This window comes from Shimia sp. R11_0 (assembly GCF_017744035.1).
GTDB lineage: Bacteria > Pseudomonadota > Alphaproteobacteria > Rhodobacterales > Rhodobacteraceae > Shimia > Shimia marina.
In genome coordinates this window covers 656,587-681,828 of the sequence record NZ_JAGHQY010000001.1, presented here as the reverse complement: position 1 = coordinate 681,828, position 25,242 = coordinate 656,587, and the positions used below count along the sequence as shown (strand labels likewise).

Genomic DNA, 25,242 nt, shown 5'->3' with positions numbered 1-25,242 from the left:
CCCAACAGGAAAAGCGCGCGCGGCTCACTCTGCCTCTGGCGCCAGCTTATCCTGCGTACGAGTGTCAAAATCCTCAGCAGAATGGCGCTCATGGAGTTGCTGCTCTGGTTCGCCCCAGGAGCGGTTCACTTTCACGCCGCGTTTGACGGCCGGGCGATCATTGATCTCTTTGGCCCAGCGCTGCACATGGCCGTAGCTCTCCACATCCAGAAACTCCGCCGCATTATAAAGGCGTCCCAGCACAAGCGCGCCATACCAGCTCCAGATCGCAATATCCGCAATGGTGTACTCGTCACCCGCGATATAGCGGTTCTCAGCCAACTGGCGGTCCAGCACATCCAGCTGACGTTTGGTCTCCATGGCAAAGCGGTTGATCGGATATTCCCATTTTTCTGGCGCATAGGCATAGAAATGGCCAAAACCGCCACCCAGATAAGGTGCGCTGCCCATCTGCCAGAACAGCCAGCTCAGCATCTCGGCCCGCTTTTCTTTGGGCCCCAGAAAGGCGTCAAACTTCTCCGCCAGATGCAACAGGATCGCGCCGCTTTCAAACACGCGCACCTCTTCCTCACCGCTCAGATCCATCAGCGCCGGGATCTTGGAGTTCGGGTTTACATCCACAAAACCAGAGCCAAACTGATCACCTTCGCCGATATTGATCAGATAGGCGTCATATTCTGCACCGCTATGGCCTGCCGCCAGCAGCTCTTCAAACATCACCGTGACTTTCACACCATTGGGTGTGGCCAGCGAATACAGCTGGAAGGGATGCGCGCCCCGAGTCAGCGTTTTGTCATGGGTGGGTCCGGCAATCGGCCGGTTGATATTGGCGAACTGCCCGCCGCTCTTGCTTTCCCATGTCCAGACCTTCGGGGGTGTGTAGCTGTCCGTCATCTTTGCGCCCTTCCTAAAATGCGTTTTCGTTAACTTAGGAAGTTTCCCACCAAAACAAAGCCTTTGGCGCAAATTGACAGAAGATCCCGTTCACAGCTTCGTGCGCAATCAAAGGAGGCTATACATGCGGCGCAATATGGGCTAGGTGCTGCGCTTCTTGCCACAAATGATGATGAGAGCGGTTCAGACAATGAGGGAGCCCGCCGACGCCGTCCAGCTGGCACTCCTCAGATGAAAAGTAGATTTCACCGTGAAAACCGCACTTCAGGCCGCGCTTGACGCCAAAGGCTATGACACACTTACTCAGGTTCAGACCGCCGTCATGGCGCCAGAGCTTCAGGGCAAAGACCTGCTTGTTTCCGCACAGACCGGGTCTGGCAAAACGCTGGGATTTGGCCTCGCCATTTCTTCCACCCTGTTGGCTGAGGCTGAGGCCTTTGAAGAGGCCGCAGCCCCGCTGGCGCTGATCATCGCGCCCACACGTGAACTGGCGCTTCAGGTCAAACGCGAACTGACCTGGCTCTATGCCGAGGCCGGAGCCCGCGTGGCCTCCTGTGTGGGCGGCATGGACATGCGCGACGAACGCCGCGCGCTGGCCCGTGGGGCCCATATCGTTGTGGCCACACCGGGCCGCCTGCGGGACCACATTGATCGTGGCTCCATTGATCTGATGGACATCCGCGCCGTGGTGCTGGATGAGGCCGACGAGATGCTCGATCTGGGCTTCCGCGAAGAGCTGGAGTTCATTCTGGAACAGGTGCCCGCCGAGCGTCAGACTCTGCTGTTCTCCGCCACCGTGCCTAAAATGATCGCCGAGCTGGCCAAAAACTATCAGCGCGATGCGATCCGGGTGGAAACCAAATCCGAACAGAAACAGCACGCCGACATCACCTATCGCGCCATGACTGTGATGGACCGCGATGCGGAAAACGCCGTGATCAACACGCTGCGCTTTTACGAAGCGCCCAATGCGATTGTCTTTGCCAACACCCGTGCCATGGTGGCGCGCCTGACAACCCGCCTGTCCAATCGCGGCTTTCAGGTGGTCTCGCTGTCAGGTGAACTGTCTCAGACAGAGCGCACCCATGCGCTTCAGGCCATGCGCGACGGCCGCGCTCGGGTTTGTGTGGCCACCGATGTGGCCGCGCGTGGCATCGACCTGCCAAACCTTGATCTGGTGGTGCATGCCGAACTGCCCAACAACCACGAAACCCTGCTGCACCGCTCTGGCCGCACCGGGCGCGCAGGCCGTAAAGGGGTGTCTGCCCTGATCGTGACCCGCAAATCGCGCAAAAAAGCAGAGCGTCTGCTGCGGTGGGCCAAGCTGGAAGCCGAATGGTCCGGTGCGCCTTCTGCCGAAGAGGTCAGCGCGCAGGATCAGGCCCGCATGTTTGCGGATCCCGACTGGACATCTGAACCAACCGTTACCGAAACGCCTCTCATTGAAGCTTTGCTTGGCACATTTTCGGCTGAGCAAGTGGCTGCGGCCTATCTGCGGCTTTACAATTCCAAACATTCCGCCCCCGAAGAGATCGCCCCCTCCGATGCCAAACCGGCCCCGCGCAAGGACTTTGGCCCCTCGGTCTGGTTCTCCATTTCCGGTGGCCGCAACAAAGGCGCCGAGCCGCGCCGCCTGCTGCCCATGCTGTGCAAACTGGGCGATCTGACCAAAGACGACATTGGCGCCATCCGCATCAATCCTGATGAGAGCTATGTGCAGGTGCTGGAAAGCAGCGTCGCCGGCTTCCTCGCGGCCATTGGCCCGGCCATGACCCTGGAAGAAGGGGCAAAGCTGGCCCAGATGGACAGCGCCCCAGTGCTGGAGCGCGGCCCCTCCCGTGGCCCACGCGAAGGCGGACGGGATGGCTATCGCGAAGGCCGCGACGGGCGTGATGGTGGCAGAAAACCATTTGGCAAGGGCCCCCGCAAAGAGGGCGGCAAACCCCATCGTGGCAAAGGCAAGTTCGACAAACACAACACAGACCGGGATGCCACCCGCTCTGAGCGGGGTGAAAAGTCGGAATTTCACAAGCCAAAACAAGATAAATTTTCCGAAAAACCCAAAGGCTCAGGCCAGAAACCCGGCAAATCCACACCGCCTGTCGCGTGGAATGACGATCCGGCACCACGCCACAAGAAGCCAAAATCCAGCGCCCCCAAAGCAGCACCCAAAGGCGGCAAGTCCAAACCCGCCTATGGCGCAGGTCCGGGTGGCAACGCCGCTCCACGCCGCCGCGCCATGGCCGAAGGTGCCTTAAGCGAAGCCAAGCCAAGCCGCAAATCCGGTGATAAGCCCAAAGGCCCACCGCCCCCCAAGGGCAAATCCAACAGCAAGAAGAACAAAGCCCGTCGGGCCGCTGCTGCGGCGGCTGCCCCCAAAGGCAAACAGCGCGGCTGATACATTCATGCGAAGCGATTGAGGCATGGGTCTCACTCGCTTCGCATGACAGAGCCACTCGACACAAAAGGTGGCCCGCCCTCTGTAGGCCGCCCAGCCATTGCTCAGGACCGCGCCACGCCTTCTTGCGGCACAAAGACATCTAGCGCGCTGCCATCCGGCGCTGTCAGCGTCAGCATCTGTGTGGCATTCGCCCGTCCACGCAGCGTGGTCTCTTCCACCGGAGACACCCCCATCCCCATGGGCAAGGTGATCCCTCGAACGGTCTCCGCATCTAAAATCACCGACAGATCATGCGCCTTACAGGCCTCCTGCATGCGTTTGGCTTTGTTGATCGTGTCACCGATATAGACCACCTGCCGCTTCTCCCAGCCGCATTCACCCACGGCAACCGGTCCCCCGGCAATGCCCATGCGCAACGAGGGTGCCACGCCAAATTTGGCCAGATAATGCCCCTGCCGCGCTGCCAGCACCTGAAAGATCTCATCGATGCACTGCAGCAGCTGCATATTGCCATCCGCCCCGCGATCCAGCCAGCTCATGATGATCTCATCCCCAACATAGTTGTGGATCACACCACGGTGCTTCTTGATCGTGGCATCAATATCCAGAAACACCCCGGTGATCAGTTCCAGCGCCTTCTGATCCCCCAGCGTCTCCGTGATCGCCGTTGAGCCCCGCAGATCCGCCAGCACAAAAATCCGGCACTCTTCCGTCGGGCGGGCATAACGGCCCAGAATAAAATAGGTCAGGGTGCGTCCCCCGATCAGCCGCCGCGCCTGCAACAGGATCTGCACCACAACCGCGGCCACCAGCGCAAAAAGGAAGTCCGGGCCAAAGCCGTTCTGGATCCAGTCCACATAAACATCGCGGTCCCCGATCAACACAACATGCGATCCCGCCAGCGCCACGTAGATGATCAGGCAGGTGATCGCGACCCGCAGCGCCACACCCCGCCGAAACTTGAGACTGCGCTGCCAGCGCCCAATCGCGCTGTTGCTGATCCAGACCTCCAGCGCCACCGCCACTGAGGCCACCGCCATACCGCGCACCGCGCCCCGGATCGGCGCTTTCAAACCCCAATTGCGATCAAGAATTTCATTCATCATCAGCCCGTAAAGCGCGCCAATGATGGCCCCTGCCACCAGTACAAAGACAAACGACCCAAAGGTGCGCTTCATTGCAAAATCCGTCCCAATTCCCTCTGCGTGGGGTGCCCCCCCAACCTGCTACGCATGTAATCACAAAATCCGTCGTAGCAATAAAAGACAAACCCCCACAGCAAAGCCATGGGGGTCGTCAATTCTTGTGTCCAAAGCTCTGAAGAAGAATTGCTTAGAGCAAACCTTCACGCTGTGCTTTCTTACGCGCCAGTTTACGGGCACGGCGGATCGCTTCAGCTTTTTCGCGCGCTTTTTTCTCGGACGGCTTTTCGAAATGTTGCTTGAGCTTCATTTCGCGGAAGACGCCTTCACGCTGCAGCTTTTTCTTCAGGGCACGAAGCGCCTGATCGACGTTGTTGTCACGAACACTAACCTGCATGTGGTTTTCACCACCTTTCTAAGTTTGAGTTGCAAGGAAATTGCAGGAGGCCGCCGTATAGCAACTTGCCCGAAGTTTGTCTAGTATGGCTGCAACCGCACCGTTTGAGAGGCAGACACCCATGCACGACGACGCCCAGAACCACGCATCAACAGATATCAAAACCCGCCTTCTGGAGGCCGCAGAGATGCATGTGCCCTTTGATGGCTGGTCTGAAACCACTTTTGTGGCCGCCATCGCAGACACGGGCGTGGATGCCACCGTAGCGCGCGCGCTCTGCCCACGCGGCGCTGTGGATCTGGCCGTCGCTTATCACAAACGCGGTGATTCTCAGATGGAAGACGCGCTGCGCGCAGCTGCGCTTCAGGATATGAAGATCCGCGAAAAGATCACCTTTGCCGTGCGCACGCGGCTGGAGCTGTGCCCGGATCGCGAAATCATCCGCCGGGGCAGCACGCTCTTTGCCCTGCCGCAACATGCCGCCACCGGTGCACAGCTGATCTGGGGCACCTCGGATGCCATCTGGCGCGCCATCGGCGACAGCTCCCGCGACATCAATTGGTACTCCAAACGCGCCACCCTGTCCGCGGTATATTCCGCCACCGTGCTCTACTGGCTCGGCGATGACAGCGACGCGCAGGAGGCCACTTGGGCCTTTCTGGATCGTCGCATCGAAAACGTCATGCAGTTTGAAAAGACGAAAGCCCAGTTCAACAAAAGCCCTCTGGGCAAGCTCATGGCGGCCCCGCTCAATGCGCTGTCCAAATGCCGCGCCCCTGAACCACCCAAAGGTCTGCCGGGCAACTTTGAAAACCTCTGGACCCCGCCCCCCAGTTCCTGAGTCGCCCCCGGGCTTCATTTGATCACAAATATCCTGGGGGAGTCGCAGCTTGTCTGCGACGGGGGCAACGCCCCCTCCTCTGGCCTCCTACGCCAGCATCGCACACAGGCGTCAGGCGCATGCGCCGATGCCCTCCCATGACGCTCTCCCCTCGCGTCAGCGCGACAAAAGTCCCTGTTCCCCCAAGCCCTGCCTCTGCTAGACAGTCAACAAGATCACGGACACAGAGATCGCAGAAGGGACCGCGTCATGTCACAGACCATGCAAGTCGTAGAAATCAGCACCCCCGGCGGCGCGGAGGTTTTGAAACGCACCACCCGTGACATCCCCACGCCCGGCCCCGGCGAAGTGCTGATCCGCGTTGCCTATGCAGGCGTCAATCGCCCCGACGTGCTGCAGCGGGCCGGTCTCTATAATCCGCCTGCAAATGCCTCCGACCTGCCCGGCCTTGAGGCCTCAGGCACCATCGCAGCGGTGGGCGCAGGGGTCACCCAATGGGCCGAAGAGGACAGCGTTTGTGCGCTGCTGCCCGGCGGCGGCTATGCAGAATATGCCCTGACACCTGCCGCGCACTGCCTGCCTGTGCCCAAAGGCATGGATCTCAAAGCCGCCGCCTGCCTGCCCGAAACCTTCTTCACCGTCTATTCCAACGTGTTTCAGCGCGGGGGATTGAAAGCCGGCGAACGGTTTCTGGTGCATGGTGGCTCTTCTGGCATCGGCACAACCGCCATTCAACTGGCGCAAGCCGCTGGCGCGCGCGTGTTCGCCACCGCAGGCTCCGCAGAAAAATGCGATGCCTGCGTAAAATTGGGGGCCGAACGCGCCATCAACTACCGCGACGAGGATTTTGTCGATGTCCTGCGTGCAGAAGGCGGCGCCGATCTCATTTTGGATATGGTGGGCGGCGATTATCTCCCACGCAACGTCAAAGCCATGGCCGACGATGGCCGCCTTGTGCAGATTGCTTTTCTGCAGGGCCCCAAGATCAGCCTCAACTTTGCCCATGTCATGATGCGCCGTCTGACCATCACCGGCTCCACCCTGCGTCCGCAAAGCGATCTGGCCAAAGCCAAGATTGCCGAGGCACTGCTGCAAGATGTCTGGCCTCTGCTCGAAAGCGGCCGCATCGCCCCTGTCATGGACAGCACATTTGCCCTGCAAGACGCCATTGCTGCCCATCAACGCATGGAAAGCAGCGGTCATATTGGAAAAATTGTCCTGCAAGTGGCGCCCTAACAGTACCATCGCGAGGCGCAGGGTTCCTGATGTGTCTGCTAACACACCCTGATTCCTGCGCTTTTTGCCGCTTGGTCAGCGTCTCTGACGTTTTATTCACAAATTAAGCAACTAAAGGTTGACTGGTAATATCTCTTAAGTAAATATCAAGGTATTGAAAACACCACTTACGAACACGGCCACCACTCACGGAAGCCTTATTTTCAAGAGCAAACCAGCACCCTATCGCTGGCACAACAGAATACAAAAAGCCGCCGGATTTTCCGACGGCTTTTTCATTTTTTAACCCTCGTACGGCTGCCTCAAACAGCGGCTTTACGGCTCTCGTCGAGATAGATTTCACGCAAACGGCTGGCAATCGGCCCCGGCGTGCCATCGCCCAACGCAACGCCATCAATTTCCACAACCGGCATCACAAAGGCTGACGCTGAGGTGGTGAAGGCCTCATCCGCCGCCTGAGCTTCTTCAATGGTGAAAAGCCGCTCTTCAATCTTCAGCTGCGCCTCTGCCGCCATGCGCAATACGGCCTTGCGCGTGATGCCATGCAGAATGTCATTGGACAGCGGGCGGGTCACGATCACGCCGTCTTTCACGAAATAGGCGTTGTTGGAGGTGCCCTCAGTCACATAGCCGTCTTCTACCATCCACGCATCATCACAGCCGGCTTTCTTGGCCATCATCTTGCCCATCGACGGATAGAGCAATTGCACGGTCTTGATGTCACGACGCCCCCAGCGGATGTCTTCAATCGAGATGATCTTGGCCCCTTTCTTGGCCGCCGGATTGTCCGCCAGCCCGGGTTTGTTCTGGGTAAACAGCACAAGGCTCGGCTTGGTGTCCGAAGAAGGGAAAACAAAATCACGGTCGCCATCGCTGCCACGTGTCACCTGCAGGTACACCAGACCTTCGTCAATGTCGTTCAACTCCACAAGCTTGCGGTGGATCTCCAACAGCTCTTCCTGCGTGCAGGGCGCCGCCATCTCCAGCTCATCCAGAGAGCGCTGCAAACGCACAGCATGCCCTTCAAAATCAATCAGCTTGCCATCCAGAACCGATGTCACCTCATAGACCGCATCCGCCATCAGGAACCCACGGTCAAAAATCGAAATGGTGGCCTCGGTCTCCGGCAGATATGCGCCGTTCACATAGACTGTGCGGGTCATGGTTGGTCGTCCTTCTTTCTGCTCCGGCCCCTGAAGCCGGTGTTCATGGTGTCTCTACTGAATTCCCGCGCGCCTGCAAAGCGCGCATGCTGCCACAACGCGGCGACACTCCCTATCCTACCGCACGCGGGGCCTGCCCCTCCGCCTGAACGGGCCGGTCAAAATCCTCTGGGCGCAACGCGCTTTTCTGCAACAGATGCCGCAATGCCACGGCAATCGACAGTGCATCGTCCACCGCATCATGCGCCCGCGCATCCTGATTGGGCAGCCCATAGTAACCGCCCAGCTCATTGCTGCTCAGTCGTGCCATATCCTCTTGCGGCATGCCTGCCTTGAGCACAAGATTGCGCACATTGCCAAACCGATGCGCCGGGATCGGCGGCGCAATGCCCGCCAGATAGCAGCTCACGCCCAGCGCATAGAGCTCATCTTTGCCCCAGCTCCACAAAGGCGCACCTGCAGCAAAGTCCCGCAAACCGTCCAGACCCGCCTGCAGCGTGCCACCGTCCTGCGCAATCCGCGCGTTGCTCACCCCGGTCAGCTCTTCAAAATAGGGTGTTGCCTGACAGGGCATCCCTTGACGATCCAGTGGCATCACCACCGCCTCATAACGCGCCAGCACCTCAAAATCATCTTCCAGCGACAGTGTCACAGCGCCAATCTGCACCAGCATCGGATCGGGATCTTCCGGCCCAAACCACAACCGCCCCAAAGCGCCCGCATCGGTCAGATACTCGGTGTCAAAAATGATGGCTGTTTTCATCGCGCCCTTATCCCCAGAGCGCGGCCTCTGGCGGGTGCACGCCCCTGTCATCAAACAAAAGTGGTGTGTCACGGTCTTCGGCCAGCAGAAGCGGCCCGTCAAGGTCGGTGATCATGGCCCCCTGCGCCACCAGCGTGGCCGGTGCCATCGCCAGCGAGGAGCCAACCATGCAGCCCACCATGACCTTATAACCTTCCGCCAGAGCCGCTTCGCGCAGTTTCAACGCCTCCGTCAGCCCGCCAGTTTTGTCCAATTTTATGTTCACCACGTCATATTTACCCTTCAATTTGGGCAGACTGCTGCAATCATGGGCACTTTCATCGGCACAGACCGGCACCGGACGCTCCATCCCGATCAGCGCCTCATCCTCTCCCGCAGGCAAAGGTTGCTCCACCAGAGCCACACCGAGACGTACGAGATGTGGCGCCAGATCCGCATAGACCTCTGCCGACCAGCCCTCATTGGCATCCACGATGATGGTGGATTTCGGCGCCCCTGCGCGCACCGCTTCCAGACGCGCCATATCATCTGGCGTGCCCAGTTTGATTTTCAACAGCGGGCGATGCGCATTCTTGGCCGCCTGAGCCTGCATCTCCGCAGGTGTGGCCAGCGACAGCGTATAGGCGGTGATCTCCGGTCCCGGCTTTGGCAATCCGGCCAATTCCCAGGCGCGCTTGCCCGCCTTTTTGCATTCCAGATCCCAAAGCGCCGCATCCACGCCAAAACGGGCTGCGCCAGCTGGCAAGAGATCATACAGGGCCTGACGGTCAAGCCGCCCACTCAACGCCTCAATCTCTGCGGTCACGCTTTCAAGGGTCTCATCGTAGCGCGCATAAGGCACACATTCGCCCCACCCCACATGGCCCTCATCTTCCACCCGCACCGTCAGCACCTTCGCCTCCGTGCGTGAGCCGCGCGAAATGGTGAACACCTGCGCCAGTTTGAACACATCCGGGGTGACAGAGATTTGCATATTTGAGTCTCACTCAGCTTTTTGCCGCCACCCCCGCAGAGATAAAACTGCCGAGGCTTCATTTGGCCTAAAATATCCTGAGGGTCTGGGGGCAACGCCCCCAGCCTCTTGCTTCACAGCTTACAGCGCTGCCAGCGCATCCACCAGCTTGCCCGCGCCAAAGCGGAACGGATCTGTGGCAGGCAGACCCATGTCGGCTTCGATTTTCGCCAGATAGGCTTTCGCCTCATCCTCTGCCATGTGCTGGGTGTTCACAGAAACGCCCACAACCTGACAGGCCGGGTTGGCCACCTGTGCCAGCGGCAGCGCCATATCCCGCAGCGCTTCCAGGCTTGGCTGCTGATACTCCGGCAAACCCCGCATGTGATCGCGGGTCGGCTCATGCGCCAGAATAAGCGCATCCGGCTGCCCGCCATGGATCAGCGCCATGGTCACACCAGAATACGACACGTGGAACAGGCTGCCCTGCCCCTCAATGTGATCCCAATGATCTGCGTCATTGTCCGGGGTCAGCCACTCAACGGAACCCGCCATGAAATCTGCAATCACCGCATCCAGCGGCACGCCATCCCCGGTAACCAAAATGCCGGTCTGCCCGGTGGCACGGAAGGTGGATTTCATACCCCGCTTGCGCATCTCCGCATCCATGCAGAGCGCGGTGTACATTTTGCCCACGGAACAATCCGTGCCGACCGCCAGACAGCGCTTGCCCGTGCGTTTTTTACCATTGGCAATCGGATACTCCACCTCTGGCACCCGCACATCATGCAGCTTGCGGCCAGTGGCTTGCGCAACCGCGACCAGATCCGGCTCATCACGCAGCAGATTGTGCAGACCAGAGGCCAGATCAAAGCCCTCTTCCAGCGCCATCACCAGCACTTTTTTCCATTCCTGAGAAATCACGCCGCCGCGGTTTGCCACGCCGATCACCAGCGTCTTCGCGCCAGCTTCGCGGGCTTCAACCAGCGTCATATCCGTGAGGCCCATGTCCGCCTTGCAGCCTTCCATACGGAATTGACCCACAGCATTCTCCGGACGCCAGTCTTTGATGCCCTGAGCCACTTTGGCTGCCAGTTGATCGGGCGCATCGCCCAAAAACAGAAGATACGGTGTCTCGATCATCGCGCGTCCTTCCCAATGTCTCGCGTAAGTCTTGTTGACCTATATTCTCCGACCATTGATGAAATTTCTTTGTGAACCCACCACAAAATCAGCTCATTCACACAGTTTCTTCACCATTTTTGCCATTTGGCGAAAGATTCTCCCTCGACGCTTCGTAAAGTGGCGCAAATCTACGTCTCATCCACACCAACCTGCCGCGCCGCAGCGTTCTCTTGCCGCAGGCGCAAAATATCCTTGCGCTCGGTCGCGCAACTTCATACCACAACAGGCAAGCAAAACGTAATTTCCTTACCGAGAGACCGATATGAGCTTCCGTATCCAACCCGCCGCCCCTGCCCGCCCCAACCGCTGCCAACTGTTTGGCCCGGCCTCCAACACCAAACTCTTTGCCAAAATGGCGGCCTCTGCTGCGGATGTGATCAACATCGACCTCGAAGATTCCGTGGCCCCCTCTGACAAGGACATGGCTCGCGCCAACGCAATTGAAGCGATCAACACGATCGACTGGGGCAACAAAACCCTATCCGTGCGCATCAACGGGCTGGACACCCCCTATTGGTATCGCGACGTGGTGGATCTGCTGGAACAAGCCGGGGAGCGCCTCGATCAGATCATGATCCCGAAAGTGGGCTGCGCCGGTGACATCTACGCCGTGGATGCGCTGGTCACCGCCATTGAGGCCGCCAAAGGCCGCAGCAAACGCATCAACTTCGAAGTCATCATCGAATCGGCCGCGGGCATCGCCCACGTGGAAGAAATCGCCGCCGCCTCCCCACGCATGGTCGCCATGAGCCTCGGCGCCGCAGACTTCGCCGCCTCCATGGGCATGCAGACCACCGGCATCGGCGGCACACAGGAAAACTACTACATGCTGCACGCAGGCCAGAAACACTGGTCCGATCCATGGCACTGGGCGCAGGCCGCCATCGTTGCCGCCTGCCGCACCCATGGCGTATTGCCGGTAGATGGCCCCTTTGGCGATTTCTCCGATGATGAGGGCTATATCGCACAGGCCAAACGCTCCGCCACTTTGGGCATGGTCGGCAAATGGGCGATCCACCCCAAGCAGATTGCCCTGGCCAATGAAGTCTTCACTCCCTCTGAAGAGGCCGTGAACGAAGCCCGCGAAATCCTTGCCGCGATGGAAACAGCCAAAGCCAATGGCGAAGGCGCCACTGTTTACAAAGGTCGCCTTGTGGATATCGCCTCAATCAAACAGGCCGAAGTGATCGTGGCTCAGGCAGAGCTGATCGCAGGATCCTAAAGCGTTTCGGGTTTGACCTGTCTCAGGTTGAGCCTGCAGAGACGCCTCAGGGGCGCATCCTCAGGATCGCACCCGCGCAAATTCTGGATCATATGGCCCCGCCGGAATCACTTCGGCGGGGTATTTTGTGCCCAGCATGTCAATCTCCAGCGCACGGCCGGTTGCGGCCACCTCCGGGTCCACAAAAGCCATCGCCAGATTGCGTCCAATACGATGGCCCCAGTCCCCTGAGGTGACCGTGCCCACAACCCGCTCCCCCAGCATCACACTGGATCCCGGCTGCGCCCAGCGATCTGCGCAGTCCACCACCAGAGTCACCAGACGTTTGCGCGGCCCCTCCGCCTGACGGGCGAGAAGCGCGGCTTTGCCAACAAACTCCGGCTTCTCCATCCGCACAAACCGATCCAACCCCGTCTCAAACGGGTCAAACTCCGTCAGGATCTCCGTCTTCCAGTGCAAAAAGCCTTTTTCAAGCCGCATCGCATCCACCGCACGCGCCCCAAACAGCCGCAGGCCATGCGCCTCCCTCGCCTGCCGCAGTGCCCGATAGGCCGCATAAAGCTGCGCATTGGGCACATGGATTTCATAGGCCAGTTCACCTGAGAAACTCACCGCCATCACAATGGCAGGCGCAATCCCCACAAAGGCCTCGCGCACCGACAACCAAGGGAAGGCCTCTGACGACCAATCCCCACGCGCCACCTCCGCAAGAACCGCCCGCGCCTTCGGCCCCGCCAAAACAAGAATCGTCCAGTCATTGGTCAGCGAGCGGATCTCAACATCCTCCTCCGGCCTCACATGCGCCGTCAGCCAGTCCATGTCGTGATACTCAGAGGCCGCCGCCGAACCATACCAAATCCGCGCCGCCCCCGTGGCCCCCGCCGGAAGATGCGCAACCGTCGCCTCTCCTTTCAGCATGCCCTGATGGTTGAGCAGATAGCCCAGCCCAACGCGCCCCGCCCGACGCGCCACAGCCCCGCAGAACATCCGATCCAGAAAACCCTGCGCATCCTCGCCGGTGATCTCAAAGCGGTTGAACCCGCTGACCTCGGTCAAGCCAACGCCAGTCTGCACCGCATGGACCTCCTCGGCCACAACCGCCTGCACCTCATTGAAGCGAAACCCCAGCGTCTCGGTGAAATCCGGCGTCGGCTTGATATAGTCCACCCGCTCCCAGCCGTTGACGACAGTAAACTCTGCGCCTTCTGCCGCCAGAACAGGCGTGAGAGGCGTTGTCTTCATCGGCCGCCCGGCAGGGCGATGTTCATGCGGGAAGTGAAAGCGGAATTCGTTCTGATAATCCTCAATCGCTTTCAGCGCGGTGAGTTCCACATTGGCATGTCCGGTGAAGCGGCGCGGATCAATCACCCAGGTGTCGTAACAAGCCTCTCCATGCACAATCTGCTGCGCCAGAAGCCAGCCATGACCGCCCCCCTCGCCCAGCCCCGCACGCAACCCAATGATGCAATAGGCGTTGCGCTTGCCGGGGATCGGCCCCACCAGCGGCGCGCCATCAATGGTATAGGTGATCGGCCCGTTCACCACCGTATGAATGCCCACCTCCATCAGCGCAGGCATGCGCGCAAACGCCCCCTCCAGCACATCACTCACCCGGTCCAGATCATCCGGGCACAGCGCGTTGACAAATTTGGGATCAATCCCATCCATGCCCCAGGTCTTGCAGTCCTGCTCATAAAACCCAACCAGCAGACCATTCTTTTCCTGCCGGGAGTAATAATCACTGATCGGACAGCGCAACAGCGGCACCCGGTGCGCCAGATCCCGAATCGCCGGGATCTCCTCGGTCAGGAAATATTGATGTTCCATCGAAGCCACCGGGTGATGCACCCCCATCATGGCCCCCACTTCATTCACCCGATAGCCACAGGCATTGACCACAATATCTGCATGAATGGTGCCTTTGGGCGTCTCCACCTCCCAGGTGTCATCGTTCAATTGTCGCAGCGCCGTCACCGGCGTGTGCCGATGCACCTCTGCCCCGGCCTGCCGCGCGCGCCGCGCCAGCGCCTGACAGAGCTGGGCCGGGTCAATATCGCCATCCAGCGGATCCCAAAGCCCGCCAATCAGATTTTCCGTCGAAATCAGCGGGTGGCGCCGCGCACATTCCTCCGCATCAATCACCTCAAAATCCACGCCCATACCCCGCGCCATGGAGGCAAAATGGCGGTACCCATCCATCTGCGCCTCGGTATTGGCCAACCGGATGCCCCCATCGGCGTGGTGGTAGTTGATGGGATACTCGGGATCTTCGGCCAGCTCTTTGTAAAGGCGGATCGAATGGCTTTTGAGCCCCACCATGGTTTGGGTCATGCCAAAGTTGGTGACCTGCGCAGCAGAATGCCAGGTGGTGCCAGAGGTGAGCTCGTCCCGCTCCAGCAACATGACATCGCTCCAGCCCTCCTGCGTCAGATGATAGAGGGTGGAGCAGCCCGCAATGCCGCCGCCAATCACCACAACCTTGGTCCGTGTTTTCATGCCTGCCTCAAAATATGTCGCATCAACAACTCCACTCTAACGCAAAAGGCCGGGGGCGCGGCTTGTCTGATTGCGACATCAGGCTCGGCAGCGCCGAGCCGGGCCCAACCGCTGGCAAGGGCCCGGCAGGGCCCTGAAGCGGGCGGGAGCCACGCCGCACACATGTGCTCCATCAGGCTGGGTCACATCCGTCCAAAAGACCTCAGGCGCGCTCGTCTTTGGGGGAGCCCAACACAACATAAGAGGTGATGGCGTTCACCTTCTCCACCGTGCCCAGAACATCGGTGTGAAACCGTTTATATGACCCGATATCAGCCACTTCGACACGCAGTAGATACTCCACCTGCCCGGTGATATTGTGGCATTCGCGCACTTCTGGCGCCGCTGCCATGGCCCGCTCAAAGGCAATCTGCGCCGCCTTGGTATGGGAGTTCAGCCCCACCGTGATATAGGCCACAAACCCTTTGCCCAAAGCCGCCGCATCCAGCACCGCACGATAGCCGGAAATGATACCGGCTTTTTCCAGTGCCGCGACTCGGCGCAGACAGGCCGAAGGCGACAGCCCCACCCGTTCCGCCAGCGCCAGATTGCTGATCCGCCCATCACGACTCAGAACACGCAATATTTCGTCATCTATTCGATCAATACTCGACATAAGTTGCGAACTTATATGCAATAACACACTAAACGCAATTCCATGGCGCATTTTTTCGCTCAGGATTGCGCAATGACTACTGATATCTTCCTCGCCCTCGCCTTCTTCGCTTTTGCCACCCTGTTTTCGCCGGGTCCCAACAATCTCATGCTCATGGCCTCCGGGGCCAATTTCGGTCTGCGCCGCTCGCTGCCCCATCTTCTGGGCGTGGCCACAGGCTTTCCGGCCATGCTGACGTTGGTCGGCCTGGGGGTCATGCAGCTGTTTGATGCCTGGCCGCACAGCCACACCGTGCTGCGTGTGATCGCTGTGGTCTATATGTTCTGGCTGGCCTGGAAAATCGCCCATGCCGCACCGCCAAAGGATGCGGATACCGAGAGCCGCCCGCTGACCTATCTCCAGGCCTCCGCCTTTCAATGGGTCAACCCCAAAGCCTGGACCATGGGGCTGGGCGCCATCACGCTCTACGCCACCTCCCGCGACCTTGACGCCATCCTGATGGTGGCTGGCACTTATCTGCTGATCGGCTGTTTTTCCGCCGCTGCCTGGACGGTGCTGGGCACCGGCATCCGCCGCCTGCTCAACCGCCCTCAGCGGTTGATGATTTTCAACTGGACCATGGCCGGGTTGCTGCTCGCCTCCCTGATCCCCGTCTTCCTAATGCCTTCCTGATGCCCGCATAGGCTCTGATTGTGCAGCGGCCTGATCCACCGCTGCACACCTTGCTCCGCGTTCTCTAGCCGGTGACACCCGCAGGTGTCGCCACATCCGCCGCTTCCGCGCGCGTCAAAAGCGGCAGGCAGATTTCTGTCAACAGATCCGCTTCTGCCACCTCGCGTGGATTGTTGAGATACCTTTCAAAACAGGGGGCATCAGCGGGCAATTCGCCCGATTGGGGCAACCATTGCCCATAAAGCACGTCATAGGCCCCCGACAGGCCAGCATAAGGGCCTTGGTAGGTCAAAACAGCCATCCGCCCAGCAGGCAGCACTTTGCGCTGCATCTCTGCAGGCACCTCTCCCGCAAGCAGTTCCGCGCCCGCCATACTGCGCAACTCCGCCTCTGCCACTTCGGCGGGATTGTCGAAATAGAGCCCAATCGGCAGCCCCAGCCGGGGCCAGAGGTTGCGGCTCTGACATAGGGTGAAAAATCGCTCAAAGGCTGCGCCAATCTCATGATAGCTGCCTTGATGCGGCAAGCCGATCACGATCTGCTCAGGCGCGCTACGCACAATGACATCATACATAAATCTCTCTCCGGTTTTTGTCTCAGGGGCGAGATAAAGCGCATGCAAGGCATCTGATGGCGTACAGGTGGGCTGGCTCCGAAAGGCCTGCGGCGTCTGCCCATACTGGGCGGCAAAGGCCCGGTTGAAGCTGCGCAGCTGGTCATAACCCACCTGCTGCGCCACCTCGGTCACAGGGACATCCTCGCGCAGCAACAGGCTTGCAGCCCGATGCAGGCGCACACGCCGCACGGCCTGCGCGCAGGTTTCCCCGGTCATGGCCCGAAACACCCGGTGCCAGTGAAAGCGCGACATGGCCGCCACCTCCGCCAGACGATCCAGCGACAGATCCTCTGCCGGATGGTCGTGGATATAGGTCAGCACCCGCAACATGCGCGCCTCATAATTCTGCATCACATCCTCTTTGATCTCTGCCCCCTGACTGTCACAGCTCCACAGGACAAATCTTGCTGAGTTGCGATCCTGACCAATGCCATGCCCCGTTGCAATTACCCTTGGTCAGCGTCATATAGCTCTGAAGTGAGACAAGCGCGTGGAGTGCCCAATGACCAACTATCTCGACTTCGAAAAGCCGCTCGCCGAAATCGAAGGCAAAGCCGAAGAATTGCGCGCCATGGCGCGGCAAAACGAAGAGATGGATGTCACCGACGAAGCGGCGGCTTTAGACCGTAAGGCCGCAGAGCTGCTCGAAGAGCTGTACAAAGATCTGACTCCCTGGCGCAAATGTCAGGTGGCGCGCCATCCACAGCGCCCGCATTGCCGCGATTATATCGACACGCTGTTCACCGATTACACCCCGCTGGCGGGCGACCGCAACTTTGCCGACGATCTGGCGGTGATGGGGGGGCTGGCGCGCTTTAATGGCAAGCCGGTCATGGTGATCGGTCAGGAAAAGGGCAATGACACCAAATCCCGCATCGCCCATAACTTTGGCATGGCGCGTCCGGAAGGCTACCGCAAGGCGGTGCGCCTGATGGAAATGGCCGGGCGCTTTGGCCTGCCGGTTGTGACACTGGTGGACACTGCCGGGGCCTATCCGGGCAAAGGTGCCGAAGAGCGCGGCCAGTCTGAGGCCATCGCCCGCTCCACGGAAATGTGCCTGCAGATCGGCGTGCCTCTGGTGTCTGTGATCATCGGCGAAGGCGGCTCAGGCGGCGCCGTGGCCTTTGCCACCGCCAACCGCGTCGCCATGCTGGAACATTCGGTCTATTCGGTGATCAGCCCGGAAGGCTGTGCCTCGATCCTGTGGAAAGACAGCACCAAGATGCGCGAAGCCGCAGAAGCCCTGCGGGTGACCGCACAGGATCTGCATCAGCTTGGCGTGGCCGATCGGGTAATTTCTGAGCCCAAAGGCGGCGCACACCGCGACCGCGCCGCCACCATGCAGAATGTGGCCGACGCCATTGCCGAAATGCTCGGCGAGTTGGAAGAGATGTCTGCCGCTGATCTGGTGTCAAACCGGCGCAAAAAATTCCTCAACATCGGTGCCAAAGGCCTCGCCGCCTAAGTCCAGGCCTGAGGCCAAACCTGAGCCCAGCCACGCGGCGCTCCCGCCCAAAACCCGCGCCTCCCCTGAGGCGCGATTTTGGTTGGGCCCGGCTCAAGGCTGCGCCTTGAGCCTCTGCGCGCCCTCTCTGGCGCAGAAGAGCCGACAAGAGAGCGCTTGCTTTACCGTGCTGAAGACGTAGCCTGAGCCTATGTGGACACTGCTGAAACACCCGATTTTCTCGCGCCTGTTTGCCGCACAACTGGTGGCGCTAGCAGGCAGCGGCCTCCTAACGATTGCTCTGGGCCTGCTGGCGTTTGATCTGGCCGGTGCCAATGCCGGCGCAGTGCTCGGCATCGCCTATACCATCAAGATGGTGGCCTATGTTGGCCTCTCGCCGGTGATGGGCGCATTGGTTGTCAAACTGCCGCGCCGTGCTGTCCTGATCGGCGCGGATGTGATTCGCATCGGCGTGGCGCTTTGCCTGCCTTTTGTGGACAGTGTCGGGCAGGTCTACGCGCTGATCTTTCTGCTGCAAGTGGCCTCCGGCGTCTTTACGCCGACCTTTCAGGCCACCATTCCCGATATTCTGCCCGATGAGGAGGAGTACACACAGGCGCTGTCCCTGTCGCGACTGGCCTCGGATCTGGAGAACATCCTCTCCCCCGCCTTTGCAGGTCTATTGCTTCTGGTTATGAGCTTCAGCGGTCTGTTTGTTGGCACTGCGCTAGGGTTTGCCCTCTCCGCGCTGCTGATCCTCAGCACCCGGCTGCCCCGCCGCGCGCCCAGCACCGAACGCCCCTTTGTGGCCCGGTTGACGCGCGGCAGCTGGATCTACCTCTCAACACCCCGCCTGCGTGGCCTCTTGGCCTTCAACATGGCCGCAGCGGCCACCACCGCCTATGTGCTTGTGAACACCGTGGTTGTGGTGCGCGACAGCTATGGCATGGCGGAAAGTGGTCTTGCGATTGCCATGGGAGCTTTTGGGGTGGGCAGCATGATCGCGGCCTTCGCCCTGCCACGGCTGCTCCACCACATCTCTGACCGCAGCCTTATGGGACTGAGCGCGGCCCTGCTGGCCCTTGTACAACTGGCCCATGGGCTCGTGATCTGGACGCAGGGGCCCCTTACTTGGACAGGCTTCCTTGCGATCTGGGCTTGCGCAGGGTTGCTGTTTTCCGCCGTCATGACCCCCTCAGGCCGCCTGCTCAAACGCTCCGCCCATCCCGAGGATCGCGCCGCTGTCTTTACCGCGCATTTTGCGCTCAGCCACGCCTGCTGGCTGCTGGCCTATCCACTGGCTGGCTGGACCGCCACCGCCGGATCTCAGGCGCTGTCATTGATCGTGCTGAGCGTGATCGGCCTTGGCAGCGCCGCGCTGGGATTTGCGCTCTGGCAGCGCAGCCCCGCAGATCTGCCGCATACGCACCCCGATCTGCCAGCAGACCACCCGCATCTAAAGGCTCACGGCGCGCATAATCACGCCCATGACTTCATCATTGATGACAATCATCTGGTCTGGCCAAACCGCGCCTGATCCGCGTTTCAAATCCGGACCTAGCGCGCCAGAAGCCGCAATCCCTGCGTCACATCTGACCGCACGGCCAAACGCAGCCCCGGCTCATCCCCGGCCTTCAGCGCGGCAATGATCAGCCGATGATAATGCGGCGGTTCTGTGCGCCGCAGCCGCCCGTAGAGCGCCCGCATGGTGGGTCCCAGCTGCAGCCAGACGGTCTCTGCCATGGCCAGCATCGCCGGGGCCTGCGCCCGCAAATAAAGCGTGCGGTGGAACTCCAGATTGGCGCGGATATAGCCAACAGAATCCCCTTTACGCACCGCGTCAGCCACCGTGCCATTGATGCTCACCAAACGGTCGATCAGCGCCATATGCGCCCGCGGCAGCGCCCGGCTGGCCAGCTCCACCTCAATCAACGCCCGCAGCGCTGCCAGCTCTTCCAGGCGCTCACTCGAGAGCTCCGGCGTGGCCACCCGCCCGGAGCTGGACAGGGTCAGCGCCCCTTCGGCCACCAGACGGCGCACCGCCTCCCGTGCCGGGGTCATGGAGACCTCATACTCCTTGCCAATGCCCCGCAGCGTCAACGCCTCGGCGGGGGCCAATTCGCCATACATGATCCGCGCCCTGAGCGCGCGATAGACCCGGTCATGGGCCGACGTGGATGGATCAGAGGAGGCAGGGCGCGCATGGGTAATCATAGATCTCTTGTGATCACAAAAAAGGCGTGCGTCAACCGCAGCCTGTCACAGGCTTCAGATGGCCCGCCCTGCCCCGCCCGCAACAGGCGGAGCCCCCCACAGGCTCAGCCCCTATCCTCAAAGCGGTATCGGTGCAGAACCTGCCCATCCGTGCGCAGCCAGCGGCGCGGCGTCTCATAGGGCCCATGCAACCGCATCACCACATCCCAAAACGCCTGAGAGTGGTTCATCTCCTGCAAATGCGCCACCTCATGAGCCGCCACATAATCCAACACTTCCGGCGCGGCCATCACCAGACGCCAGGAAAACATCAGCGCCCCGGCAGAAGAGCACGAGCCCCAGCGTGAGCGCGTATCGCGCAGCGTCATGCGGCTCGGCGCTCTACCAAGGCGCATGGCATAGTGATCCACCGCCTCTGACAATCGGTGCCGCGCCAGGTCTTTGAGATAAGTCTGCACCCGTCGCGCCACCTGATCCGGCTTGCCCGGCACCGCCAGCGTTTCCTGCCCCAAGACAACACTGCGCCCCGTGCCGGCCACAATCACCCGCTCCCGCCCGGCCACCGGCACCTGCGCTCCAAGCGCAATGGTGACCTGCGCAGGCTGTTTCGCCAGTTGCTGGCGCAACCAGTCCTGTTTCTCTTCGGCAAACCCGAGCGCCTGCGCCGCGCTGACACCGCGCGGCACGGTCAGGGTCACCTTGCCATCCAGTCGCGACACCCGCAGGCTGATGCGGCGCGCCCGTGAAGACGGGCGCAAAACCACCGTGATGGGCGGCGCTCCGGGGATGATATGTTGCGCCATAGGCCCTCCTTCGCCGCGTTTGGTGTGATACCCTTTGACACGCGGCCCTTGATATGGCACGTCGCGCAAACCGTCGAGACCGACTCAACCGATTGAAGGGGATTACCCATGCCCAAGGAAGAATGGGGCGTCAAACGTGTGTGCCCAACCACAGGCAAACGTTTTTATGACCTGAACAAGAACCCTGTCATCAGCCCATACACAGGCGACGTCGTTGAAGTAGAAGCCGGCAAAAGCCGTATGATTGCTGCCGATGCAGAAGACGCCGCAACACTTAAGGCAAAATCCGCCAACTTGGATGACGCGGATGACGTGCTGGAAGATGATGACGCCGTAGATCTGGACCTCGATGATGATGTTCTGGATGACGACGAAGACGACAACGTTTCGCTGGATGAAATCGCGGATGTGGCGTCTGAAGACGACGACAACTGATCGTCCGAAAAAATCTTCAAAAAACTTCTCAGGGGCGGAATTTTTCGCTTGAACCCGCCCCGGGAAGCGCCTAATCAGGCGCACACAGACGGAAACGTCACACTGGTTTGGGGCCTTAGCTCAGCTGGGAGAGCGCTACAATGGCATTGTAGAGGTCAGGAGTTCGATCCTCCTAGGCTCCACCAAATCACTCCACTAAGACAGTTTACATGACTTGAGAGCCTGCGCATTTTTGGTGTTTGCAGATCCAGCAGATCGGGCAAAACTCTACGTTGCTCCCTTCGGATGCCCGCCTACAGCATTGACAGAGCCCCCGAGATACCGACAGGAAAGAGCATCAATTTTTTAGTTTATTGAGAGCTCTAATGAACGACCTCACCCTGATTCAATATTGGCACCAAGGCACCCTGCCAGATGATCTGCAAGCCTGTCAGGACACTTGGACCACAGCCTGCGCCCAAGGCAGCAGGCACCTGTTTGATCGCCAAAGCGCCGCAGCTTTCATCGCAGAGCACTTTGGCCCACGCGAACAAAAAGCCTTTGCCGCCTGCGCCCTGCCGGCCATGGCCTCAGATTATTTCCGCTATTGCGCCCTCTATGTTCTGGGTGGGCTCTATGTTGATATCACATGGGAAAATCATCACCCGCTGGATGAATTTTTGACCGGCCTGGATCCCGAAAAAGACGGCTTCCTCATGAACTTCAACGATGTGCCCGGCAACGTCGCCTCGCACCCTGTGTTGAGCCTGATGGGATCCATGAATTTCGATCTGGTCCTCAATGGCGTCATCTACGTCAAACATCCCCAGAACGCCTTCATCAAAGCCGTGCTGGATCTCTGCACCAGCCTGATCGAACGCAAGGCCACCAACGATGTCGGGCTCGTGACAGGCATCGGCACTCTGATCTCTCTGATCAATCTCCACAAACTACCGCAAGCCGGCTTGGATCCCGTACTTGGTACATTGCAAAAGCAATTCCCGGACTATGCCGAAGTCTTTGCGACATATCGAGCGGAACTGGCAGATCACTACGACAGTTGGAGCGCCGCAGGCAAAAACATCCAGCAAATTCCGATGGATGAGATTGCGCCTTACATCGTGCGCAACAAATCGGCCTCCGCCCCTGAACGCCACGAGTGGCGCGATCACACAGGCTCAATATTCCAATAAGCTCTCCCAAACAGACCCGTGCCTTCAGACAGAATAGCCCCCCTGTGCGCCCGGAAAGCGTGCGGGGGCAATGTGCCCGGCATAAATGGCACAAGCCGCATTCGCAAGATGGTGCAACGTTGGGCAAATCTTAAGGCTTGAAGACTTAGCCGTTGATCCCGAAGGTTTTTTCCCGCACATTTGAGAGGCTGGGGGCCAAAGGTAGAAATGCGCAATGCGGACAAGTATCGCATCGCGTATCGGCAAACATGCGCCAATCGTGTCCCACATGGCGCAAGACCGGAGGTAAGTGATCGTGCGCGAGCGTCTCAGCTGGCTGAGCCAATCCCGCTCCGTTGAGCTCATTGTTCTGTTTTGTTTCGCGGCCCTCATCGTGGCCTTTGGCGTGGTGTTCACGCTGATATGGGATGCAGAAGAACGTGCCAGCAGACGCGAAATTGCCTCCGTTCAGCGCGTTTTTGAAAGTCACAAATATGCCCTCCTCAATGAAATGGAGCGCTACGCTGCCTCCAACGCGGCCTATATCAACATCGAATATGACTTCTCCGGCCCTTGGGTGAAAAACCGTTTTGCGGATGACATGGCCGAGGAGTTTCCGCATTCCGGCGCCTTCTTGCTTTCCCCGGACGATCAGGTCGCCTTTGAGCACACAACAGCCGAGGTCAGCGATGTTGCCCCTGTGCTCACCAACCCAATGTTTCAGGCCGCCGTCGCAGAGATTCGCACAAACTTTCGGGAACTCCGCGCCCTCATGCCTCAGGGGAGCGGGAATTTCTCTGGCAAACTTGATCAGCTTTCAGACATTCAGGCACTCACCATCAAGGAGCAGGTGGCCCTTGTCGGCAGCTTCGCCATTGTGCCCGATCCGGGCGGCATCCCAATTTCCGAAAACATGCCCTATGTGCTGGTGACCATTCACCTTCTTGATCGCCCGCATCTGGACCGCATTCTGCAAAACCTGTCCCTCGCCCATCTGGAATTCTCTCCCACGCCCGGCGATCGCTGGGCAGAATTCCCAATTCTCGGAGCAGATGACAGCGTCAAAGGCTATCTGACATGGCCCCCCATGAGCCGCAGCATGATCATCCTGCTGACTTCCGCGCCCGTGTTGCTACTGTTTGTCGGGCTGATCGTTGCGCTGGCCACCATTGCCATCCTGCGCAACGCCCGCGCACAGAACAAACTCAAAGCTCTTGTTCAGAAATCCCTGCATGACGCCCAACATGACAGCCTCACAGGCTTTGCCGAACGCAAGCATTTCTACGAGCGCGCAGCCGACGCGCTCGACAATCCGCCTTCTGGGGCCGCAGCGTTGATTTATTGCGACATCGATCGCTTCAAGCACATCAACGACACTTGGGGCCATGCGGCAGGCGATGAGGTGATCAAGGTTCTCTCAAGTCGCATTAACACCCGCTTTGCCACCAATCGCATTGCCGGACGTGTGGGCGGAGATGAATTTGTGATCCTGGTCACTGGCTATGAAGATGCGACTGAAATTGAAACCGCCACCCGTGACCTGCTCAGCAGCCTCAATCAACCCCTGACCATTGGCGGCAAGCCAATCGCCCCTCAGTGCCGCGCAGGCGTGGCACATTTCCCCGATCACGGACAAAGCGCCAAGGAACTGATGCATGCCGCCGATGTGGCGTTGCGCCACTGCAAAACCACCGCACAGCGCGATTTTGCCGTCTTTGATCCTGCCATGGATGACGGGCTGATCGAAAACCGGGAATTGCGCTCGGATCTACAGACCGCCGCACAGGACGGGCAGCTGGAACTCTACTACCAGCCAATCCTGCGCAACCCAGATGCCACCCCGACAGGGGTGGAGGCTTTGTTGCGCTGGAACCACCCGACACGCGGACTGGTGCCGCCTGATCGCTTCCTGCCATTGGCGGAGGCCTCCGGGCTCATGCCAGACATTGGCAAATGGGTGGTCCAGAATGCCATCAAGGATGCCGCCGAATGGCCCATGGCGTTTGGTGTCTCCATCAATGTGAACTCCTCTCAGCTCTTGCATCCGGAATTTGCACAAGATGTAGAAAACGCCCTCGCCACGCATGGGTTACCCGCTGAAAAGCTCACCGTGGAAATCACGGAATCGCAAATTCTGGACCGCATCGAAGACACTCAGACAGTCCAACAGACCCTGAACAATCTCGGTGTGCGCTTTGCGCTGGATGATTTTGGCACTGGCTATTCCAGCCTGAGCTACCTGCACCTGTTTGAGTTCCACTCGCTCAAAATCGACAAGAGCTTTCTGGTGGGGCACAATTTCACAGACAACACCAAAGGCCTGCTGACCACGATGATCAACATCGGTCAGGTGCTCTCCATGTCTGTGGTTGTAGAAGGCGTCGAGACCGAGGCCCAGCGCGCCTTCCTGCGTCACTCTGGCTGTGATTTTCTGCAGGGCTTTCTCTTCGCACGCCCCTTGCCGCTCAGCGACCTGCTGGCCGCTTACGGCCAAAGCGACATGGCCACGCCGCGCGTCTCTGTCACGCCCGAATAAACATGCCCAAATAAAAACCGCCGC

22 protein-coding genes and 1 tRNA gene are annotated in these 25,242 nt (G+C 59.6%); 11 read left to right on the top strand and 12 right to left on the bottom strand.

Annotated elements, in window-relative coordinates; genetic code table 11:
• Positions 1 to 24: 24 nt before the first annotated feature.
• The gene (gene yghU, locus J7382_RS03095; protein ID WP_209067038.1) at positions 25 to 894 is read right to left on the bottom strand and encodes a glutathione-dependent disulfide-bond oxidoreductase; all 870 of its coding nucleotides are present in this window, start codon (positions 892 to 894) and stop codon (positions 25 to 27) included.
• A gap of 250 nt (positions 895 to 1,144) precedes the next feature.
• On the opposite strand from yghU, the gene J7382_RS03090 reads away from it, so the two are divergent.
• The gene (locus J7382_RS03090; RefSeq protein ID WP_209067036.1) at positions 1,145 to 3,292 is read left to right on the top strand and encodes a DEAD/DEAH box helicase; all 2,148 of its coding nucleotides are present in this window, start codon (positions 1,145 to 1,147) and stop codon (positions 3,290 to 3,292) included.
• 104 nt (positions 3,293 to 3,396) lie between these two features.
• On the opposite strand, the gene J7382_RS03085 is transcribed toward J7382_RS03090, so the two are convergent.
• Together J7382_RS03085 and rpsU are read right to left on the bottom strand one after the other, a co-directional pair.
• Positions 3,397 to 4,473 (bottom strand): adenylate/guanylate cyclase domain-containing protein, encoded by a 1,077-nt coding sequence (locus J7382_RS03085; RefSeq protein ID WP_209067034.1) that lies wholly within the window; start codon positions 4,471 to 4,473, stop codon positions 3,397 to 3,399.
• Between the two features lie 154 nt (positions 4,474 to 4,627).
• Positions 4,628 to 4,834 carry a 30S ribosomal protein S21 gene (gene rpsU, locus J7382_RS03080; protein WP_005614280.1) on the bottom strand — a complete coding sequence of 69 codons (207 nt, stop codon included), beginning with the start codon at positions 4,832 to 4,834 and terminating at the stop codon, positions 4,628 to 4,630.
• Positions 4,835 to 4,955: 121 nt separating this feature from the next.
• On the opposite strand from rpsU, the gene J7382_RS03075 reads away from it, so the two are divergent.
• Complete coding sequence (locus J7382_RS03075) at positions 4,956 to 5,675, top strand: COQ9 family protein (protein ID WP_209067032.1); 720 nt, start codon at positions 4,956 to 4,958, stop codon at positions 5,673 to 5,675.
• Positions 5,676 to 5,924: 249 nt separating this feature from the next.
• Entirely contained in the window at positions 5,925 to 6,911 is a 987-nt protein-coding gene (locus tag J7382_RS03070; RefSeq protein WP_209067030.1) for an NAD(P)H-quinone oxidoreductase, read from the top strand.
• 302 nt (positions 6,912 to 7,213) lie between these two features.
• On the opposite strand, the gene J7382_RS03065 is transcribed toward J7382_RS03070, so the two are convergent.
• The 4 genes from J7382_RS03065 to dgcN form a co-directional block, all read right to left on the bottom strand.
• Entirely contained in the window at positions 7,214 to 8,074 is an 861-nt protein-coding gene (locus J7382_RS03065) for a D-amino-acid transaminase (RefSeq protein WP_209067028.1), read from the bottom strand.
• 112 nt (positions 8,075 to 8,186) lie between these two features.
• Complete coding sequence (locus J7382_RS03060; RefSeq protein ID WP_209067026.1) at positions 8,187 to 8,837, bottom strand: exonuclease; 651 nt, start codon at positions 8,835 to 8,837, stop codon at positions 8,187 to 8,189.
• A gap of 7 nt (positions 8,838 to 8,844) precedes the next feature.
• Complete coding sequence (gene dgcA, locus J7382_RS03055) at positions 8,845 to 9,810, bottom strand: N-acetyl-D-Glu racemase DgcA (RefSeq protein ID WP_209067024.1); 966 nt, start codon at positions 9,808 to 9,810, stop codon at positions 8,845 to 8,847.
• Positions 9,811 to 9,930: 120 nt separating this feature from the next.
• The gene (gene dgcN / locus J7382_RS03050; protein ID WP_209067023.1) at positions 9,931 to 10,932 is read right to left on the bottom strand and encodes an N-acetyltransferase DgcN; all 1,002 of its coding nucleotides are present in this window, start codon (positions 10,930 to 10,932) and stop codon (positions 9,931 to 9,933) included.
• 304 nt (positions 10,933 to 11,236) lie between these two features.
• On the opposite strand from dgcN, the gene J7382_RS03045 reads away from it, so the two are divergent.
• Positions 11,237 to 12,196: an L-malyl-CoA/beta-methylmalyl-CoA lyase gene (locus tag J7382_RS03045; RefSeq protein WP_058241056.1), complete on the top strand. Its 960-nt coding sequence runs from the start codon at positions 11,237 to 11,239 to the stop codon at positions 12,194 to 12,196.
• 60 nt (positions 12,197 to 12,256) lie between these two features.
• On the opposite strand, the gene J7382_RS03040 is transcribed toward J7382_RS03045, so the two are convergent.
• Both J7382_RS03040 and J7382_RS03035 read right to left on the bottom strand, forming a co-directional pair.
• Positions 12,257 to 14,692, bottom strand: coding sequence for an FAD-dependent oxidoreductase (locus tag J7382_RS03040; protein WP_209067020.1), 2,436 nt, complete (start codon positions 14,690 to 14,692; stop codon positions 12,257 to 12,259).
• Positions 14,693 to 14,894: 202 nt separating this feature from the next.
• Positions 14,895 to 15,347 (bottom strand): Lrp/AsnC family transcriptional regulator, encoded by a 453-nt coding sequence (locus tag J7382_RS03035; RefSeq protein ID WP_209067016.1) that lies wholly within the window; start codon positions 15,345 to 15,347, stop codon positions 14,895 to 14,897.
• Positions 15,348 to 15,419: 72 nt separating this feature from the next.
• On the opposite strand from J7382_RS03035, the gene J7382_RS03030 reads away from it, so the two are divergent.
• Positions 15,420 to 16,019, top strand: coding sequence for a LysE family translocator (locus J7382_RS03030; protein ID WP_058241054.1), 600 nt, complete (start codon positions 15,420 to 15,422; stop codon positions 16,017 to 16,019).
• Positions 16,020 to 16,083: 64 nt separating this feature from the next.
• Here the strand turns inward: J7382_RS03030 and J7382_RS03025 are convergent, their stop codons facing one another.
• On the bottom strand, positions 16,084 to 16,989 hold the full coding sequence (locus tag J7382_RS03025) for an AraC family transcriptional regulator (protein ID WP_209067014.1): 906 nt from the start codon (positions 16,987 to 16,989) through the stop codon (positions 16,084 to 16,086).
• 148 nt (positions 16,990 to 17,137) lie between these two features.
• Here J7382_RS03025 and J7382_RS03020 point away from each other — a divergent pair, with 148 nt between their 5' ends.
• Entirely contained in the window at positions 17,138 to 18,100 is a 963-nt protein-coding gene (locus J7382_RS03020) for an acetyl-CoA carboxylase carboxyltransferase subunit alpha (protein WP_209067012.1), read from the top strand.
• A gap of 190 nt (positions 18,101 to 18,290) precedes the next feature.
• Positions 18,291 to 19,616: an MFS transporter gene (locus tag J7382_RS03015; RefSeq protein ID WP_209067011.1), complete on the top strand. Its 1,326-nt coding sequence runs from the start codon at positions 18,291 to 18,293 to the stop codon at positions 19,614 to 19,616.
• Between the two features lie 20 nt (positions 19,617 to 19,636).
• Here the strand turns inward: J7382_RS03015 and J7382_RS03010 are convergent, their stop codons facing one another.
• Positions 19,637 to 20,293 (bottom strand): GntR family transcriptional regulator, encoded by a 657-nt coding sequence (locus J7382_RS03010; RefSeq protein ID WP_058241050.1) that lies wholly within the window; start codon positions 20,291 to 20,293, stop codon positions 19,637 to 19,639.
• 104 nt (positions 20,294 to 20,397) lie between these two features.
• Positions 20,398 to 21,096: a SprT family zinc-dependent metalloprotease gene (locus J7382_RS03005; protein ID WP_209067010.1), complete on the bottom strand. Its 699-nt coding sequence runs from the start codon at positions 21,094 to 21,096 to the stop codon at positions 20,398 to 20,400.
• Between the two features lie 108 nt (positions 21,097 to 21,204).
• Between J7382_RS03005 and J7382_RS03000 the strand changes: the two genes are divergently transcribed.
• The 4 genes from J7382_RS03000 to J7382_RS20205 all read left to right on the top strand — a co-directional run bounded on the left by J7382_RS03000 (position 21,205) and on the right by J7382_RS20205 (position 25,218).
• A complete protein-coding gene (locus J7382_RS03000) occupies positions 21,205 to 21,531 on the top strand; it encodes a TIGR02300 family protein (RefSeq protein WP_209067008.1) in 327 nt (108 codons plus the stop codon).
• A 109-nt stretch (positions 21,532 to 21,640) separates the two neighbouring features.
• Positions 21,641 to 21,716 (top strand) — tRNA-Ala (locus J7382_RS02995).
• Between the two features lie 180 nt (positions 21,717 to 21,896).
• Positions 21,897 to 22,703 carry a glycosyltransferase gene (locus J7382_RS02990; RefSeq protein ID WP_209067006.1) on the top strand — a complete coding sequence of 269 codons (807 nt, stop codon included), beginning with the start codon at positions 21,897 to 21,899 and terminating at the stop codon, positions 22,701 to 22,703.
• 295 nt (positions 22,704 to 22,998) lie between these two features.
• A complete protein-coding gene (locus J7382_RS20205) occupies positions 22,999 to 25,218 on the top strand; it encodes a bifunctional diguanylate cyclase/phosphodiesterase (RefSeq protein WP_209067005.1) in 2,220 nt (739 codons plus the stop codon).
• Positions 25,219 to 25,242: the final 24 nt, after the last annotated feature.